We start from the raw sequence: 17,142 nt of genomic DNA, 5'->3' as shown, positions 1-17,142 counted from the left end.
ATGTACGTCCGAGAAGGAGGATTCTCATGAAGTCCCAGGTTCGTGGCGGGACCAGATGGAAGCGGTTCGCCGTCGTCATGGTCCCGAGCGTGGCCGCCACGGCCGCGATCGGTGTCGGCCTGGCCCAGGGCGCGCTCGCCGCGTCCTTCAGCATTTCCGGCCAGGAGTTCAAGGTCCGTGCCGACAAGCTCGTGGGCAACGGCTTCGTCCAGTACGGCAGCGTTGCCACCGGCAAGACGCTGGAGGGCGACCAGCCCTTCGGGGCGCCGGTCGCCGTGTCGGGCTTCGACAACGCGAAGATCTACGGGATGTGCCAGTCGGTCGTCACCCCGAAGGTCCCCTTCATCGGTGACGTGACGCTCCAGCTGAACGCGGGCACCGACGACAAGCGTCCGGTCGAGGCCACCGGTCTCTACCTCGACGTCTCCGACCTGAAGGCCGACGCCGAGTTCACCAACATCGACATCGGTGTCGCGGCGGGCTCCGCCGACAAGAACCAGAAGGGCGAAAAGCTGCCGGGCCGCCCGGGCATCCAGCCCAACACGGTGGCCAAGGAGAGCGGCTTCGCCCAGCGCGCCGAGACCGCGACGCTGAGCAACGTCCGCCAGAAGGCGTGGGCGACCACCGCCGCGACCTTCAAGCTCCCCAACCTGAGCCTGTCCCTGCACCGGGGCACCTCGGCGGAGTGCTTCAAGGACTGATTCCGGTCCACCGGGGTGCGGGCCGTTCCGGCGGCCCGCACCCGCACCGGGGCCCGTCCCTGGTCTCTTCACCTTTCTCAGCAACACCGCTTCCAGGGAGCTGTTTCCATGAGCGCCGAGACCCTCGCCTCCCGCGAAGTCCCCAAGAAGGAGAACCGGTTCAAGGTCTGGCGGCAGACCAGGCCCTTCTGGGCGGGACTGTTCACCATGCTGGGCGGCGTACCGATCGCCTACCTCCCGTACGGAGACCTCCGGCTCGGCAACGTCACCCTCACCATGGCGACGACCGCGGGCGCGGGTGCCCTGATCATCGGCGTCCTGCTGATCACGCTCGGCCTGACGATGTGGTTCCAGCCCCTCGTCCGGGTCTTCGCGGGCATCGCGGCGATCGTCCTGGCCCTCGTCTCCATCCCGGTGTCGAACTTCGGCGGGCTGGTCGTCGGGTTCCTCCTCGCCCTCATTGGCGGCGCCCTGTCGGCGTCCTGGGCCCCCGCGCCCGAGAAGGAGGAGACGGAGGACGAGCCCGTGGAGGCGGAGTACGACGGCGAGCCGGCGCACGCGGACGAGACCGGGACCGTCATGACGGCCGGCGTCCCGGACCAGCGCGACGGGGCGACCGAGACCAGCATCGACGCCAAGGGCGGGAGGAACAGTGCGGGGTGACGACACCCAGCCGACTGTCGCGAGGAGCGGACCGCGCCACGCGGCCCCTCGCAAGACGCTGCTGAACAGGATCCAGGGCCCCGCGGGCAAGGCGATGGCGCTCGCCGCCATGCCGACCGCGGTGTTCGTGGGCATGGGCCTCGCGCCCAACCCCGCCCTCGCCGACGAGAAGGACATCCCCTTCGCGCCCGGCCCCTGTGTGACCCGCTCCGACGAGCCGGTGGCGGAGGAGACGACGGCCACGCCCACGGCGAAGGCCACCGAGACCGCGAAGCCGGACCCCACGGCCACGGCCACGGCGACGGCCACCGCGTCGCCCCGGCCCACCGGGGAGACGACGGCGACCCCGTCCGCCACCGCGTCCGCGTCCGCGACCGCCGGGCCCACCGCCACGGCGACCCCGGAACCCACCGCGACCGGAGCCGCCCAGGGCGGGGCGCAGGAGGCGACGGCCGAGGAGAAGGCCGCGTCCGCGGCCACCGCCACGGCCGCCCCGACGCCCACGAAGTCGGCGAACCCGCTCGACCCGCTGGGCGTCGGCGACGCCCTCAAGGACTTCTTCGACGGCCTGGCCCCGAAGCAGGAGCCGACGGCGACCCCGTCCGCCACGCCGTCCGCGACCGCCACCCCGTCCCCGTCGGCGACGACGGCCGCCCCGCAGCAGAAGACGGCCGAGACCGACGAGCCCCCGGCGACGGAGGCCGACGAGCAGAAGCCCGCCGACCAGGCCGAGGACAAGGCCGAGGACAAGCCCGCGACCGACGCCGAGGAGCGGGCCGAGAGGGCCAAGGCCGCGATCGAGGAGGCCGCGGAGAAGGCCGGCGCGAAGGTCCAGGAGCTCCCCGAGAGCGCCCAGGGCCTGGACGCGAAGAAGGACACGGACATACCCGAAGGGGCCAAGCCCCGCTTCCCGTGCCCCGAGCCCGACCCGGCCGCGCTCGCCGCCGCCGACCTGGAGCAGGGCATCCCGCTGCTCCCGGACGACCCGTGGCGCCTCGACACCACGCTCCTCACCCTCAAGGGGCTGAAGTACCACGGCATCGTGGAGGTGAAGACCTACAGCGGTCAGATCAAGAAGGTCCTCAAGTTCACGGCCAAGAACGGCGTGGACATCAAGGACCTGCACCAGACGACCGTCCACTCGCCGGGCTACAAGGGCCACGTCCGCTCGGACAAGGGCTCCACCTCGACGATCACCGACGGCACGGTGACCATGTACACCGAGTCGATCAAGGGCAACCTCTTCGGGATCATCCCCATCGAGTTCACCCCCCAGTCCCCGCCCCCGCTGGACGTCCCCCTCGCCATCTTCTCGAACGCGGTGGTCATCCAGGCCGGCCAGTTCGGCGGCACCCTCAAGATCCCGGGCCTCCGCAACACCATCGAACCCGGCTGATCCCCCGTACCGCTCCGGGAGCCGCACAGAGCGACGGCCCCTCCTCCCGCCCGGGAGGAGGGGCCGTCGTCATGCCGTGGCGTCAGCCGAGCGCCTCGGCGGCGGTGCGCCGGATCCGCTTCGTCCGCCCGGCTTCCGCCAGGGCGCGCAGCACCGCGGGGTCGGACACCTCGGCGGCGATCCGCAGCTGGAGCCAGTCGCTCCAGTCCTCGACCGGTCCCGGCCCGGTGGCACCGGTCCCGGACCGGAGGTCCTCCAGGGTCCCCAGCTCGTCCGCCCGGCGCGCGCAGAAGGCCCGTACCGCGGGCGCCAGTGCTCCGACCCAGGTCCCGCGCTCGGCGCGCGGCACCCGCTCCAGCACCTCCCCGACGACGCCCGCCGCGAGCGCGCCGTCCGGCTCCGCCGGGACGGCCGCCAGCAGGGCCGGGCGCGCCGCGTCGACCGCCAGGGCGGCCCGGTACAGCTCCCAGCGGGCGTGCCCGTCGGCCGTCCCGGACCGGGGACGCCCGGTCAGCGCCTCCAACCGCTCCACGGCGTCGCGGAGTCCGGGGGCATCTCGGCATCCGTCATCGGGCTCGGTCCTCCTTCCGCGGTTCCGCCCTGGAACCGGCGGTACGGAAACGCCGCGGGGCCGCACTCCTCTTCCGGAGTGCGGCCCCGCGGCCGTACCGCGTGGCGTCGGTCCGCGACGTCAGTCGCGCTCGCCGCCGCCCAGGTGGTGGACGCGGACCATGTTGGTGGTGCCGGGGACGCCGGGGGGCGAGCCGGCGGTGATGACCATGGTGTCGCCCTCGTTGTAGCGCTGGAGCTTCAGGAGCTCGGCGTCGACGAGGTCGACCATGGCGTCGGTGTTGTCGACGTGGGGGACGACGAAGGACTCGACGCCCCAGCTCAGGGTGAGCTGGTTGCGGGTGTTCTCGTCGGTGGTGAAGGCGAGGATCGGCTGCTGCACCCGGTAGCGGGAGAGGCGGCGGGCGGTGTCGCCGGACTGGGTGAAGGCGATGAGGGCCTTGCCGCCGAGGAAGTCGGCGATCTCGCAGGCCGCGCGGGCGACGGAGCCGCCCTGGGTGCGCGGCTTCTTGCCGGGGACCAGGGGCTGGAGGCCCTTGGAGAGCAGCTCCTCCTCGGCCGCGGCGACGATCTTCGACATCGTCTTGACGGTCTCGATCGGGTAGGCGCCGACCGAGGACTCGGCGGAGAGCATGACCGCGTCCGCGCCGTCCAGGATGGCGTTGGCGACGTCGCTCGCCTCGGCGCGGGTCGGCCGGGAGTTGGTGATCATCGACTCCATCATCTGGGTGGCGACGATGACCGGCTTGGCGTTGCGGCGGCACATCTCGACGAGGCGCTTCTGCACCATCGGGACCCGCTCCAGCGGGTACTCGACGGCGAGGTCGCCGCGGGCGACCATGACGGCGTCGAAGGCCGCGACGACGGCCTCCATGTTCTCGACGGCCTGCGGCTTCTCGACCTTGGCGATGACGGGGACCCGGCGGCCCTCCTCGTCCATCACCTTGTGGACGTCCTTGACGTCGTCGGCGTCGCGGACGAAGGAGAGGGCGACCATGTCGCAGCCCATCCGGAGGGCGAAGCGGAGGTCCTCGACGTCCTTCTCGGAGAGGGCCGGGACGTTGACCGCCGCGCCGGGCAGGTTGATGCCCTTGTGGTCGGAGATCACGCCGCCCTCGATGACGACGGTCTTGACCCGGGGGCCGGTGACCTCGACGACCCGCAGTTCGACGTTGCCGTCGTTGATGAGGACCTGGTCGCCCTTGGAGACGTCTCCGGGGAGGCCCTTGTAGGTGGTGCCGCAGATGGACTTGTCGCCGGGGACGTCCTCGGTGGTGATGGTGAACTCGTCCCCGCGGACCAGCTCGACCGGACCCTCCGCGAAGGTCTCCAGACGGATCTTGGGGCCCTGGAGGTCGGCCAGCACACCGACGGCGCGGCCGGTGTCGGCGACGGCCTTGCGGAGACGGTCGTACCGCTCCTGGTGCTCTGCCTGGGTCCCGTGGCTCATGTTGAAACGGGCCACGTTCATGCCGGCCTCGATGAGAGCCTTCAGCTGCTCGTACGAGTCGACGGCGGGGCCCAGCGTGCAGACGATTTTGGAACGGCGCATGAGGCGGATCCTATCGGTTTGTTTCACTGCGGAATATTCCGGCTGGCGGAAAGTACAAATGGGCGGGGTCCCGCTCAGGCGTTCACCTTTTCGGCCGTGTTTTCGGGCGCATTACCGGACATCCCGCCGGACCCTCCACCCGACCCTCCCTCGGTCGCGCCCTCGGTCGCTCCGCCGGCCGTCAGGGCGAAGGTCTGGCGGGCGATCTCCAGCTCCTCGTCGGTCGGCACCACGGCCACCGCGACCCGGGCGTACTCGGGGGAGATCACCCGCGCCTCGCCGGACCGCACGGCGTTGAGGCCGGCGTCCACCGCGAGGCCCAGCTCCTCCAGGCCGGCGATCGCCGCCTCCCGCACCGGCGCCGCGTTCTCGCCGACGCCGGCGGTGAACGCGACCGCGTCCACCCGGCCGAGCACCGCGTAGTAGGCGCCGATGTACTTCTTCAGGCGGTGGATGTAGACGTCGAAGGCGAGCGCGGCCCGCTCGTCGCCCTCGTCGACCCGGCGCCGGATCTCGCGCATGTCGTTGTCGCCGCAGAGCCCGACGAGCCCGGACCGCTTGTTGAGCAGCACGTCGATCTCGTCGGCGGACATGCCCGCCACCCGCTTGAGGTGGAAGGTGACCGCCGGGTCGACGTCGCCCGAGCGGGTGCCCATGACCAGGCCCTCCAGCGGGGTGAGGCCCATGGAGGTGTCCACGCAGCGGCCGCCCCGCACCGCCGAGGCGGAGGCGCCGTTGCCGAGGTGCAGCACGATCACGTTCACCTCCTCGGGCTCCTTGCCGAGCAGCCGCGCCGTCTCCCGGGAGACGTACGCGTGCGAGGTGCCGTGGAAGCCGTAGCGGCGGATCCGGTGCGCGTCGGCGGTCTCGACGTCGATCGCGTACCGCGCCGCCGACTCCGGCATCGTCGTGTGGAAGGCGGTGTCGAAGACCGCGACCTGCGGCAGGTCGGGGCGGAGCGACATGGCGGTGCGGATGCCCAGCAGGTTCGCCGGGTTGTGCAGCGGCGCCACCGGCACCAGGCGCTCGATCTCGGCGATCACCTCGTCGTCGATGACGGTCGGCTCGGTGAAGCGCAGTCCGCCGTGCACCACCCGGTGCCCGATGGCGGCCAGTTCGGGGGAGTCCAGGCCGAGGCCGTCCGCCGCCAGCTCCTCGGCGACCGCCTCCAGGGCCGCCGCGTGGTCGGGGATGGGGGCGAGGCGCTCGCGGGTCCCGCCGCCGTCGTGGAGCGGGGTGTGGGCGAGCCGGGAGGTCTCCTCGCCGATCCGCTCGACGAGCCCCTGCGCGAGCCGGCTGCCGTCGCTCATGTCGAGGAGCTGGTACTTCACCGACGAGGAGCCGGAGTTGAGGACGAGGACGCGGGTGGGGGTGCCGGTCATGCGGGGAGCTCCTGAGCCGGGGCGGGGACCTGGGACTGGATGGCCGTGATGGCGACCGTGTTGACGATGTCGCTGACGAGGGCGCCGCGCGAGAGGTCGTTGACGGGCTTGCGCAGGCCCTGGAGGACCGGGCCGACGGCGACGGCGCCGGCCGAACGCTGCACCGCCTTGTAGGTGTTGTTGCCGGTGTTGAGGTCGGGGAAGATCAGCACGGTCGCCTGGCCGGCCACCTCGGAGTCCGGCAGCTTGGTCGCCGCCACGGAGGGCTCCACGGCCGCGTCGTACTGGATCGGGCCCTCGATCCGCAGCTCCGGGTGGGCCTCGCGGACCAGCTTGGTCGCCTCGCGGACCTTGTCGACGTCCGCGCCCGAGCCGGAGGTGCCGGTCGAGTACGAGAGCATCGCGATCCGCGGCTCGACGCCGAAGCGGGCGGCGGTGGCGGCCGACTGCACGGCGATGTCCGCGAGCTGCTCGGCGTTCGGGTCCGGGTTGACCGCGCAGTCGCCGTACACCAGCACCTTGTCGGCGAGGCACATGAAGAAGACCGAGGAGACGATCGAGGCGTCCGGCTTGGTCTTGATGATCTCGAAGGCGGGGCGGATGGTCGCGGCCGTGGAGTGCACCGATCCGGAGACCATGCCGTCGGCCAGGCCCTCCTGGACCATCAGGGTGCCGAAGTAGTTCACGTCCGAGACCACGTCGTACGCGAGCTCCACGGTGACGCCCTTGTGGGCGCGCAGCTGCGCGTACTTCTCGGCGAAGGCGTCCCGCAGCTCCGAGGTCTGCGGGTCGATCAGCTGGGTGGCCTTCAGGTCGACGCCCAGGTCGGCGGCCTTCTTGCGGATGACCTCGACGTCGCCGAGGAGGGTGAGGTCGCAGACGTCCCGGCGCAGCAGCACGTCGGCGGCGCGCAGCACCCGCTCCTCGGAGCCCTCGGGGAGGACCACCCGGCGCCGGTCGGCGCGGGCCTGCTCCAGGAGCTCGTGCTCGAACATCATGGGGGTGACCCGTCCGCTGGGCGCCACCGAGATCCGCCCCAGCAGGTCGGCGGTGTCGACGTGCCGCTCGAAGAGGCCGAGCGCGGTCTCCGCCTTGCGGGGGGTGGCCGCGTTGAGCTTGCCCTCCAGGGCGAAGAGCTCGGCGGCGGTCGGGAAGCTGTTGCCGGGGACGGAGATCACCGGGGTGCCGGGCGCGAGCCGGGCGGCGAGGGTCAGGACGGCGTCGCTGGGCCGCTCGTCCAGGGTGAGCAGGACGCCCGCGATCGGGGGCGTGCCGGCCGAGTGGGCGGCGAGCGCGCCGACGACGAGGTCGGCGCGGTCCCCGGGGGTGACGACCAGGCAGCCGGGGGTCAGGGCGGCGAGGAAGTTCGGCAGCATCGCGCCGCCGAAGACGAAGTCCAGGGCGTCGCGGGCGAGCCCGGCGTCGTCGCCGAGGACGACGGTCGCGCCGAGGGCGTGGGTGATCTGGGCGACGGTCGGCGCGGCGAGCGCCGGCTCGTCGGGGAGGACGTAGCAGGGGACGGGCAGCCGGGCGGTCAGCCGTTCGGCGATGACCTCGCGGTCGGCGGCGGCCACCCGGTTGACGACCACGGCGAGGACGTCGCAGCCGAGGCCGTCGTAGGCGCGGAAGGCGTTGCGGGTCTCGGCGCGGACCGATTCGGCCGACTGGCCCTTGCCGCCGACCACCGGGATGACGGAGGCGCCGAACTCGTTGGCGAGGCGGGCGTTGAGCGCCAGCTCGTCGGGGAGCTGGGTGGCGGCGAAGTCGGTGCCGAGGACGAGGACGACCTCGTAGTCGCGGGCGACGGCGTGGAAGCGGTCGACGAGCCGGGAGAGGAGCTCCTCGGTGCCCTGCTCGGCCTGGAGGGCGGCCGCCTCGTGGTAGTCCATGCCGTAGACCGTGGAGGGGTCCTGGGTCAGCCGGTAGCGGGTGCGCAGCAGGTCGAAGAGGCGGTCGGGGCCGTCGTGCACCAGCGGACGGAACACCCCCACCCGGTCCACCTGTCGGGTGAGGAGCTCCATGACTCCCAGCTCGACGACCTGGCGGCCGTCCCCGCGGTCGATCCCGGTCACGTACACACTGCGCGTCACGCCGCGGTCTCCTGTCCAGTCCTGCGGAAGGGGCCCGTCCCGTGGAAGGGCCGTCCTGCGGGAGGGCCCGGCCCCCCGTACGGGGCCCGGCCCTCGCCCTGCGTCAACCCCCGGCCTCGGAAAAGCACCGACAGGGCGATATCAACCCCTTGACAATACCTCCGCACCTGGGTAGGTCGCCCGCTGTACGAAGGCCCTTCCCCGAAGGACGAAAGGCCCCCGGAGGGGCCCGTCACCGGCACGCCCGGAGCAGCACCGAACGCCTCGCACGTGCCCGTCGTGTGAGAATCGAAACGGCTCAGACGGACAGCTACGAGCAGGAGACACAGCACGATGCGCATCGGAGTTCTCACCGCAGGCGGCGACTGCCCCGGCCTGAACGCAGTGATCCGGTCGGTCGTGCACCGGGCCGTGACCAACTACGGGGACGAGGTCATCGGCTTCGAGGACGGCTACGCCGGACTCCTCGACGGGCGCTACCGCCCCCTCGACCTCAACGCCGTCAGCGGCATCCTCGCCCGCGGCGGCACCATCCTCGGCTCCTCCCGGCTGGAGCGCGACCGCTTCGCCGCGGCCTGCGACAACGCCAAGGAGCTCGTGGAGAAGAGCGGCTTCGACGCCCTCATCCCGATCGGTGGCGAGGGCACCCTGACGGCCGCCCGGATGCTCTCGGACGCGGGCGTGCCCGTCGTCGGCGTCCCCAAGACCATCGACAACGACATCTCGTCGACCGACCGCACCTTCGGCTTCGACACCGCCGTCGGCGTCGCCACCGAGGCGATGGACCGGCTGAAGACCACCGCCGAGTCCCACCAGCGGGTGATGGTCGTCGAGGTGATGGGCCGTCACGCCGGCTGGATCGCGCTGGAGTCCGGCATGGCCGGCGGCGCCCACGGCATCTGCCTGCCCGAGCGCCCCTTCGACCCGGCCGACCTGGTCAAGATGGTCGAGGAGCGCTTCGCCCGCGGCAAGAAGTTCGCCGTCATCTGCGTCGCCGAGGGCGCCCACCCCGCCGAGGGCACGATGGACTACGGCAAGGGCGAGATCGACCAGTTCGGCCACGAGCGCTTCCAGGGCATCGGCACGGCCCTCGCCTACGAGCTGGAGCGGCGGCTCGGCAAGGAGGCCCGCCCGGTCATCCTCGGCCACGTCCAGCGCGGCGGCACCCCGACCGCGTACGACCGGGTCCTCGCCACCCGCTTCGGCTGGCACGCGGTGGAGGCCGTGCACCGCGGCGACTTCGGCAACATGACGGCGCTGCGCGGCACCGACGTGAAGATGGTGCCGCTGGCCGAGGCCGTCACGCGGCTCAAGACGGTCCCCGAGGACCGGATGCGCGAGGCCGAGTCGGTCTTCTGACCCGCGCCCCGCCCTCCGACGGAGGTCCCGTGCGACGGGACCTCCGTCGCCTTTTCCCCGGGACCTACGGCCCGGCCCCCCTCCCGGACCTGCGCCCGGGCTCTCCTCCCGGGACCTGCGCCCGGGCTCCCCTCCCGGGACCTGCGGCCGGGCCCCCTCCCGGGCCTACGGTCCGACCGCAGCCCAGAAGTGGTCGCCGATCTCCTCCAGGTACGCGCGGCCCTCGTCGCCGGTGGCGCCGGAGGCGCCCCAGCTGGACGTGGCCGCCATGCGGGCGTGGTACTCGGCGTGCAGCCGGGCGAGGACCGGCTCGACCACCCGCTTGGGCAGCGGCAGCAGACGGGTGACCGGCTTCACGTACGCCTGCCAGCGGGTCGTGGCCGCGTCCCGCAGCAGCTCCGCGAGCCGCTCGTCGCCGCCGGTGGCGGTGAGCAGGGCGCGCGGGCCGAGCCCCAGGACCTGGGCGAGCGCGGCGGTCTGGCGGTCGGTGCCGCGCCAGCCGTCCCCGTCCTCCATCCGGGCGTACGCGTGCGCGGAGAGGCCCACGAGCCGGGCCAGCTCCTCCGGCGCGAGGCCGCGCGCCACCCGGTGCTCGCGGAGCGTGGTGGCGGCGGCGATCAGGTCGGCGGGCGAGCACCACAGGACCCCGGCGAGCGCGGTCAGCTCCTGCTCGGTGGGCGCGAGGGTGCCGCGCTCCCAGGCGGCGACGGTGTCGGGCGTGACGGACAGGCCGTACTGGGCCCGCAGGCCGTACGCGACATGACCCGGTGCCATGCCGAGCCCCTGGCGCAGGCGGCGCGCGGCCGGGGCGTCGAAGGGAGGAGAAGGATGGTGCACCTCGCCACGGTAAGGGCACATCCGTCCCGTGGATACGGTGCGTTCACCCAAGGCCACGGTCTGTAGGAAGGTGGGAACCGGCCGGTAATCGGGGTGTCACGTCCGGTGAGCGGTGATCCGGGGGTACGGCTCCGCCGCGGCTGCTCCGGAGCGGTGAGGGCCCCGCTCCGGAGGCCCGGGGTCCGGTCAGCGCCCCCCGCGCCAGCGGTACTGGAGCTCGGGCCGGCCGACCTGGCCGTACTGCGGGGCCCGCACCGCCCGTCCCTCGGTGACCAGGTGCTCCAGATAGCGGCGGGCGGTGATCCGCGAGATGCCCACCGCCGCGCCCGCCTCGGCGGCGGTCAGCCCGGCCGGCGTCTCGCGCAGGCTCAGGGTGACCGCCTCCAGGGTCGGTCCGCTCAGCCCCTTCGGCAGGGTCGCCGGCCGCGGGGAGCGCAGCGCGGCGAGCGCCCGGTCGACCTCGTCCTGCCCGGACGCCTCCCCGGCCGCGCCCCGGAACTCGGCGTACCGCACCAGCCGGTCCCGCAGGGTGGCGAAGGCGAAGGGCTTGAGGACGTACTGCACCACCCCGAGGGACACCCCCTCCCGCACCACCGCCAGATCGCGCGCCGAGGTCACGGCGATGACGTCCGCCGCGTGCCCGGCGGCCCGCAGCGCCCGCAGCAGCGCGAGGCCGTACCCGTCCGGCAGGTACAGGTCGAGGAGGATCAGGTCGACGGGCACCCGGTCGAGCAGCCGCACGGCCGCCGCCCGCGAGTGCGCCACCCCGACCACCCGGAAGCCCTCCACCCGTCCGGCGTACAGCGCGTGCGCGTCGGCGGCCACCGGGTCGTCCTCGACGACCAGCACCCGGATCTCCGGCTGCCCGGTCACGCCGCACCCCCGTCCCGGCCGGCGGCCGGACGCGGCAGCGGCACCCGCACCGTGAAGCGGGCCCCGCCGCCCGGCGCCCCGTCCACGGCGAGGGTGCCGGAGGCGCGGGTGACGGCCTGCCGCACCAGCGCCAGGCCGAGCCCGCGCCCGGGGCCCCGGGTGGACCAGCCCCTGCCGAGGACGGCCGCCCGGTCGGCGGGGCGCACCCCGGGCCCGCTGTCGTCGACGCGGAGCAGCAGCTCGCCGTCCCCGGCGCGGGCCGCGACCGTGACGGTCACCCGGGCCTGCGGGGAGCCGCCCGCCGCCTCCACCGCGTTGTCCACGAGGTTGCCGAGCACCGTCACCAGGTCCCGCGCGGGCAGGCCCGGCGGCAGCAGTCCGTCGTCGATCCGGCTGTCCTCGGTGAGCACCAGCTCCACGCCCCGCTCGTTCGCCTGCGCAGCCTTGCCGAGCAGCAGCGCCGCGAGGACCGGTTCGCCGACCGCCTCGACCACCCGGTCGGTGAGCGCCTGCGCCAGCTCCAGTTCGGCCGTCGCGAAGTCCACCGCCTCGTCCACGCGCCCGAGTTCGATGAGCGACACCACCGTGTGGAGCCGGTTCGCCGCCTCGTGGGCCTGTGAGCGCAGCGCCTCCGTGAAGCCGCGCTGCGAGTCCAACTCGCCCGAGAGTGCCTGGAGTTCGGTGCGGTCCCGGAGCGTCACCACGGTGCCGCGCCGCTCCCCGCCCACCACCGGGCGGGTGTTGACGACCAGCACCCGGGCGTCGGTCAGGTGCGTCTCGTCCACCCGGGGCTCCGAGGAGAGCAGCGCCCCGGCCAGCGGCGCGGGCAGCCCGAGGTCCGCCGCCGACCGTCCGACCACCCCCTCGTCCAGGCCGAGGAGTTCGCGTGCCCCGTCGTTGATGAGGGCGATCCGCCGCTGCCCGTCGAGCATCACCAGGCCCTCCCGCACCGCGTGCAGCGCCGCCTCGTGGTAGTCGTGCATCCGGCTCAGCTCGCCGGCGTTCATCCCGTGGGTGTGCCGCCGCAGCCGCGCGTTGATCACGTACGTCCCCGCGCCGCCGAGCGCGAGCGCCGCGCCCGCCATGCCGAGCAGCGCGGTCACCTGCTCCCGCACCTGCGCGCTGATCCGCTCGATGGTGATGCCCGCGCTGACCAGGGCGACCACCCGCCCGCCGGAGAGGACCGGGGTGACCGTCCGCACCGAGGGGCCGAGGGTGCCCGGGTACGTCTCCGAGAAGGTGGCGCCGCGCAGCGCGGGCTCGATGTGCCCGAGGTAGTGCCGGCCGATCTGGCCGGGCTCCGGGTGCGTCCACCGGGTGCCGTCCGGCGCCATGATCACCACGAAGGCCACGTCGGCCCGCCGCCGCAGCCCCTCCGCGTACGGCTGGAGCGCGGCGGACGGGTCGGCGGTGCGGGCGGCGGCCACCACGGACGGCGAGCCGGCGACGGCCGTCGCGGTCGCCGTGGACTGCCGGCGCGCGGTCTCCTCGGCCTGGTCCAGGTCCGTGACGTAGGCGAAGACGGCGCACCCCGCCACGACCGCGGCCATCAGCACGACCTGCACGGCGAAGAGCTGGCCGGCCAGGCTGCGGGGCCGGGGGAGGGGGCGGGGGAGCGGGATTCGCATGCGAGCAAGTGTGCACGCCGGGATTTGCTCCGGTGCGTTGCGTTCCCGAATCGTTCTCTCCCGGGGGAGGGGGCGCACGTTTCGGCCGTGAACGAAACGCACACAACGGTGACCCCGGTCACAGGCTGGTGGATAGTCGCGGAGTCCACCGGGACGTGGACGCCCCCATCAGCGCGAGGAGGACCCCGTGGCCGCACGCCGGGACCGCACCCACTATCTGTATCTGGCCGTGATCGGCGCCGTCCTGCTCGGCATCGGCGTCGGTTTCCTCGCCCCCGGCGTGGCCGTCGAGCTGAAGCCGCTGGGCACCGGTTTCGTGAACCTGATCAAGATGATGATCTCGCCGATCATCTTCTGCACGATCGTCCTGGGCGTCGGCTCGGTCCGCAAGGCCGCCAAGGTCGGCGCCGTCGGCGGCCTCGCGCTCGGCTACTTCCTCGTGATGTCGACCGTCGCACTCGCGATCGGCCTCGTCGTCGGCAACCTCCTGGAGCCCGGTTCCGGCCTCCACCTCACCAAGGAGCTGGCCGAGGCGGGCGCCAAGCAGGCCGAGGGGGCGAGCGAGGGCACCGCCGACTTCCTGCTCGGCATCATCCCGACCACCCTGGTCTCCGCCTTCACCGAGGGCGAGGTCCTCCAGACCCTGCTGGTCGCCCTCCTCGCGGGCTTCGCGCTCCAGGCCATGGGCGAGGCCGGCGCGCCGGTCCTGCGGGGCATCGGGCACATCCAGCGGCTGGTCTTCCGGATCCTCTCCATGATCATGTGGGCGGCCCCGGTGGGTGCCTTCGGTGCCATCGCCGCCGTCGTCGGCGCGACCGGGCTCGACGCCCTGAAGTCGCTCGCCGTCATCATGATCGGCTTCTACCTGACCTGCGCCCTCTTCGTCTTCGTCGTCCTCGGCACGCTGCTCCGGCTGGTCGCCGGGATCGGCATCTGGTCCCTCCTGAAGTACCTGGGCCGCGAGTTCCTGCTGATCCTCTCCACCTCCTCCTCCGAGTCGGCGCTGCCCCGCCTCATCGCGAAGATGGAGCACCTGGGCGTCTCCAAGCCGGTCGTCGGCATCACCGTCCCCACCGGTTACTCCTTCAACCTCGACGGCACCGCCATCTACCTCACGATGGCCTCGCTCTTCGTCGCCGAGGCGATGGGCGACCCGCTCTCGGTGGGCGAGCAGATCTCCCTCCTCGTCTTCATGATCATCGCCTCGAAGGGGGCCGCGGGCGTCACCGGAGCCGGGCTCGCCACCCTCGCCGGCGGCCTCCAGTCGCACCGCCCCGACCTGGTCGACGGCGTCGGCCTCATCGTCGGCATCGACCGCTTCATGAGCGAGGCCCGCGCCCTCACCAACTTCGCGGGCAACGCCGTCGCCACCGTCCTCGTCGGCACCTGGACGAAGGAGATCGACCGGACGAGGGTGACCGAGGTCCTGGCGGGGAAGTTCCCCTTCGACGAGAAGAGCCTCGCCGCGGAGCACCACGACCACGGCGGCCCCGCCGGGGCCGTGCCGGACCAGCGCGACCAGGGTGAGGAGCGCGCCCGCGCGGGGGTCTGAACGCCGTGAACCTCCTCCCGGGACCCGGGTCTTGAGCCGGATCCGGGCACCGGGGGGAACCAGCCGGAGAACGAAGGCCCTTGACCCCGTCAAGGGCCTTCGCGGCGAGGCGGCGCGCACCCGGCCGCGCCGGGAGAGGGCATGAAAAAACCCCGGCCGAATTGACAGGCGGGGTGAGGCGATGCGTATATTGGTGAATTCCGTGTGCTTCTCCGGATGTCATCCCTGGTGAATCCGAAGGAAATTCATGGAGCAGCTCACTAAACGCACTGTATCGCTCCGGGAGTGGAATTGTCAACCGAGCCAATTCGGGAAGAGCAGAAATTCATCACCTCGCTCTACGCGCGGCTCGACGACCTGAGGGACCGTGCCGAAGCGGCCGTCGGCGCGGCCCTGGGGACGACCGGGACCGGCAGCGCGCAGTCGCGCCTGGAGCGGGACATCATGGTGGCCGAGCAGTCGGGACTGCTCGCCGCCTTCAACGCCGGCGAGACCGGGCTCTGCTTCGGCCGGCTCGTCTTCCGGGACGGCGCCGACCACCACATCGGGCGCATCGGCCTGCGTGAGGACGACCCGCGGCGCACCCCGCTGGTGGTCGACTGGCGCGCCGAGGTCGCCCGCCCCTTCTACCTGGCCACCGGCCACGAGCCGATGGGCCTCAGCCGCCGCCGGCACATCACCACCAAGGGCCGCGAGGTCGTCTCGCTGCACGACGAGGTCCTCGACCTCGCCGACCGCAGCCGCTCGGGACACGAGGGCCGCGACGCCGACGAGGTGCTGCTCGCCGCGCTCGACGCCGCCCGCACCGGCCGGATGCACGACATCGTGCAGACCATCCAGGCCGAGCAGGACGCCATCATCCGCTCCCCGCACCGCGGCGTCCTCGTCGTCGAGGGCGGCCCCGGCACCGGCAAGACCGCCGTCGCCCTGCACCGGGCCGCGTACCTGCTCTACGCCCACCGCGAGCAGCTCGCCCGGCGGGCCGTCCTCATCGTCGGCCCCAACCCGGCCTTCCTCGGCTACATCGGCAACGTCCTGCCCTCGCTCGGCGAGACCGGCGTCCTCCTCGCCACCCCCGGCGAGCTGTACCCCGGCGTCCGCGCCACCGGCACGGACACCCCCCGCGCCGCCGCCGTGAAGGGCGACGTCCGGATGGCCGCCGCGCTGGCCGGGGCCGTGCGCGACCGGCAGCAGGTCCCCGGGCGGGACGCGCCGCTCGTCGTCCCGCACGAGGACGGCGACCTCGTCATCGACCGGGACATGGCCCTGGAGGCCCGCCACCGGGCCCGCGAGACCGCCCTCCCGCACAACCTCGCCCGGCCCTCCTTCGTCTTCCGGATCCTCGACGCGCTCGCCGAACAGCTCGCCGACCGGATCGGCGCCGACCCCTACGGCGGCCCCAACTTCCTCGGCCCCGACGACATCGCCCTGCTGGCCAAGGGCGTCGCCGCCAACCCGGACGTGCACGCCGCCGTCGACGGGCTCTGGCCCGAACTGACCCCCGAGGACTTCCTCGCCGACTACCTCGCCGACCCCACCCACCTCCCCGAGGAGGACGCGGCCGCCATCCGCCGCGACGGCGGCGCGTGGACGCCGGGCGACGTGGCGCTCCTGGACGAGGCCGCCGAGCTCCTCGGCCACGACGACTCCGCCGCCCGCGCCGCCCAGGAGGCCGAGCGGCAGCGGCAGGTGCAGTACGCGCAGGGCGTCCTCGACGTCTCCTTCGCCTCCCGCACCTACGAGTTCGAGGACAAGGAGGAGCTCGACGAGGACGCCTCCGAGGTGCTGTCCGCGCACGACATCATCGACGCCGAGCGGTTCGCCGAGCGGCACGAGGAGGCCGACCACCGCACCGCCGCCGAGCGGGCCGCCGCCGACCGCACCTGGGCCTTCGGGCACATCATTGTCGACGAGGCGCAGGAGCTGTCCGCCATGCAGTGGCGGCTGCTGATGCGCCGCAGCCCCACCCGCTCCATGACCCTCGTCGGCGACCCCGCGCAGACCGGCGACCCGGCCGGCGTCGGCTCCTGGGAGGCGATCCTCGCCCCGTACGTCGAGGACCGCTGGCAGCACGTGCGGCTCGGGGTGAACTACCGCACGCCCGCCGAGATCATGGCGGTCGCCGCCGCCGTGCGCCGGGAGGACGACCCGGCCTTCGAGCCGCCCGGCTCGGTCCGCTCCACCGGCGTCGAGCCGTGGGACCGGACGACCGCCGACCCGGTCGGGGCGACCGCCGAGGCCGTCCTGGCCGAGGCCCGCGCCGAGGGCCGGCTCGCCGTGATCGCCCCGGCGGAGCTGCTGCCCGCCCTCGCCGCCGCCCTGCCCGACGCCTCGCACGGCGAGCAGCCCGACCTCTCCCGGCCGGTCGTCCTCCTCGACCCCCGGCAGGCGAAGGGCCTGGAGTTCGACACCGTCCTCGTCGTCGACCCGGACGGCATCCGGGCCGGCGCCCCGCACGGCACGAACGACCTGTACGTGGCGCTGACCCGGGCCACCCAGCGGCTCGGGATCGTCCGGCGGGCCTGAGGACCGTCAGGCC

Annotated in this window: 13 protein-coding genes; 6 read left to right on the top strand and 7 right to left on the bottom strand. The window is 73.3% G+C overall.

Annotation, left to right across the window (positions count from 1 at the left end):
• The first annotated feature begins 26 nt into the window (after nucleotides 1–26).
• The 3 genes from IE326_RS05340 to IE326_RS05330 all read left to right on the top strand — a co-directional run bounded on the left by IE326_RS05340 (nucleotide 27) and on the right by IE326_RS05330 (nucleotide 2,760).
• The gene (locus IE326_RS05340; protein ID WP_150231795.1) at nucleotides 27–701 is read left to right on the top strand and encodes a DUF6230 family protein; all 675 of its coding nucleotides are present in this window, start codon (nucleotides 27–29) and stop codon (nucleotides 699–701) included.
• A gap of 108 nt (nucleotides 702–809) precedes the next feature.
• The gene (locus tag IE326_RS05335; RefSeq protein ID WP_030760787.1) at nucleotides 810–1,364 is read left to right on the top strand and encodes a DUF6114 domain-containing protein; all 555 of its coding nucleotides are present in this window, start codon (nucleotides 810–812) and stop codon (nucleotides 1,362–1,364) included.
• Nucleotides 1,354–2,760, top strand: a complete 1,407-nt coding sequence (locus IE326_RS05330) for a hypothetical protein (protein WP_190040949.1) — start codon at nucleotides 1,354–1,356, stop codon at nucleotides 2,758–2,760. The genes IE326_RS05335 and IE326_RS05330 overlap by 11 nt, the downstream gene beginning before the upstream one ends.
• An 82-nt stretch (nucleotides 2,761–2,842) precedes the next feature.
• On the opposite strand, the gene IE326_RS05325 is transcribed toward IE326_RS05330, so the two are convergent.
• From IE326_RS05325 to pta, 4 genes are all read right to left on the bottom strand, one after another.
• A complete protein-coding gene (locus IE326_RS05325; protein WP_190040948.1) occupies nucleotides 2,843–3,292 on the bottom strand; it encodes a hypothetical protein in 450 nt (149 codons plus the stop codon).
• Nucleotides 3,293–3,451: 159 nt separating this feature from the next.
• Nucleotides 3,452–4,882 carry a pyruvate kinase gene (gene pyk / locus IE326_RS05320; RefSeq protein ID WP_030760781.1) on the bottom strand — a complete coding sequence of 477 codons (1,431 nt, stop codon included), beginning with the start codon at nucleotides 4,880–4,882 and terminating at the stop codon, nucleotides 3,452–3,454.
• Between the two features lie 74 nt (nucleotides 4,883–4,956).
• Nucleotides 4,957–6,264 (bottom strand): acetate kinase, encoded by a 1,308-nt coding sequence (locus tag IE326_RS05315; RefSeq protein WP_229915208.1) that lies wholly within the window; start codon nucleotides 6,262–6,264, stop codon nucleotides 4,957–4,959.
• A complete protein-coding gene (pta, locus tag IE326_RS05310; RefSeq protein ID WP_190040947.1) occupies nucleotides 6,261–8,354 on the bottom strand; it encodes a phosphate acetyltransferase in 2,094 nt (697 codons plus the stop codon). The genes IE326_RS05315 and pta overlap by 4 nt, the downstream gene beginning before the upstream one ends.
• 333 nt (nucleotides 8,355–8,687) lie before the next feature.
• On the opposite strand from pta, the gene IE326_RS05305 reads away from it, so the two are divergent.
• Complete coding sequence (locus IE326_RS05305) at nucleotides 8,688–9,713, top strand: 6-phosphofructokinase (protein ID WP_150231804.1); 1,026 nt, start codon at nucleotides 8,688–8,690, stop codon at nucleotides 9,711–9,713.
• 165 nt (nucleotides 9,714–9,878) lie between these two features.
• Here IE326_RS05305 and IE326_RS05300 read toward each other — a convergent pair whose 3' ends face one another.
• The 3 genes from IE326_RS05300 to IE326_RS05290 all read right to left on the bottom strand — a co-directional run bounded on the left by IE326_RS05300 (nucleotide 9,879) and on the right by IE326_RS05290 (nucleotide 13,051).
• Nucleotides 9,879–10,487, bottom strand: coding sequence for a helix-turn-helix transcriptional regulator (locus IE326_RS05300; protein WP_150233134.1), 609 nt, complete (start codon nucleotides 10,485–10,487; stop codon nucleotides 9,879–9,881).
• Between the two features lie 249 nt (nucleotides 10,488–10,736).
• On the bottom strand, nucleotides 10,737–11,423 hold the full coding sequence (locus tag IE326_RS05295) for a response regulator (protein WP_150231806.1): 687 nt from the start codon (nucleotides 11,421–11,423) through the stop codon (nucleotides 10,737–10,739).
• On the bottom strand, nucleotides 11,420–13,051 hold the full coding sequence (locus tag IE326_RS05290; RefSeq protein ID WP_190040946.1) for a sensor histidine kinase: 1,632 nt from the start codon (nucleotides 13,049–13,051) through the stop codon (nucleotides 11,420–11,422). Before IE326_RS05290 ends, IE326_RS05295 begins: the two co-directional genes overlap by 4 nt.
• Before the next feature lie 187 nt (nucleotides 13,052–13,238).
• Between IE326_RS05290 and IE326_RS05285 the strand changes: the two genes are divergently transcribed.
• A complete protein-coding gene (locus tag IE326_RS05285) occupies nucleotides 13,239–14,603 on the top strand; it encodes a cation:dicarboxylate symporter family transporter (protein WP_190040945.1) in 1,365 nt (454 codons plus the stop codon).
• Nucleotides 14,604–14,894: 291 nt separating this feature from the next.
• Complete coding sequence (locus tag IE326_RS05280) at nucleotides 14,895–17,129, top strand: HelD family protein (RefSeq protein ID WP_150231812.1); 2,235 nt, start codon at nucleotides 14,895–14,897, stop codon at nucleotides 17,127–17,129.
• The last annotated feature ends 13 nt before the right edge of the window (nucleotides 17,130–17,142 follow it).

The organism is Streptomyces filamentosus (assembly GCF_014654895.1).
GTDB classification, from domain to species: domain Bacteria; phylum Actinomycetota; class Actinomycetes; order Streptomycetales; family Streptomycetaceae; genus Streptomyces; species Streptomyces filamentosus.
Note: the sequence above shows the minus strand (reverse complement) of the source record. Positions and strands in the feature narration are given on the sequence as shown.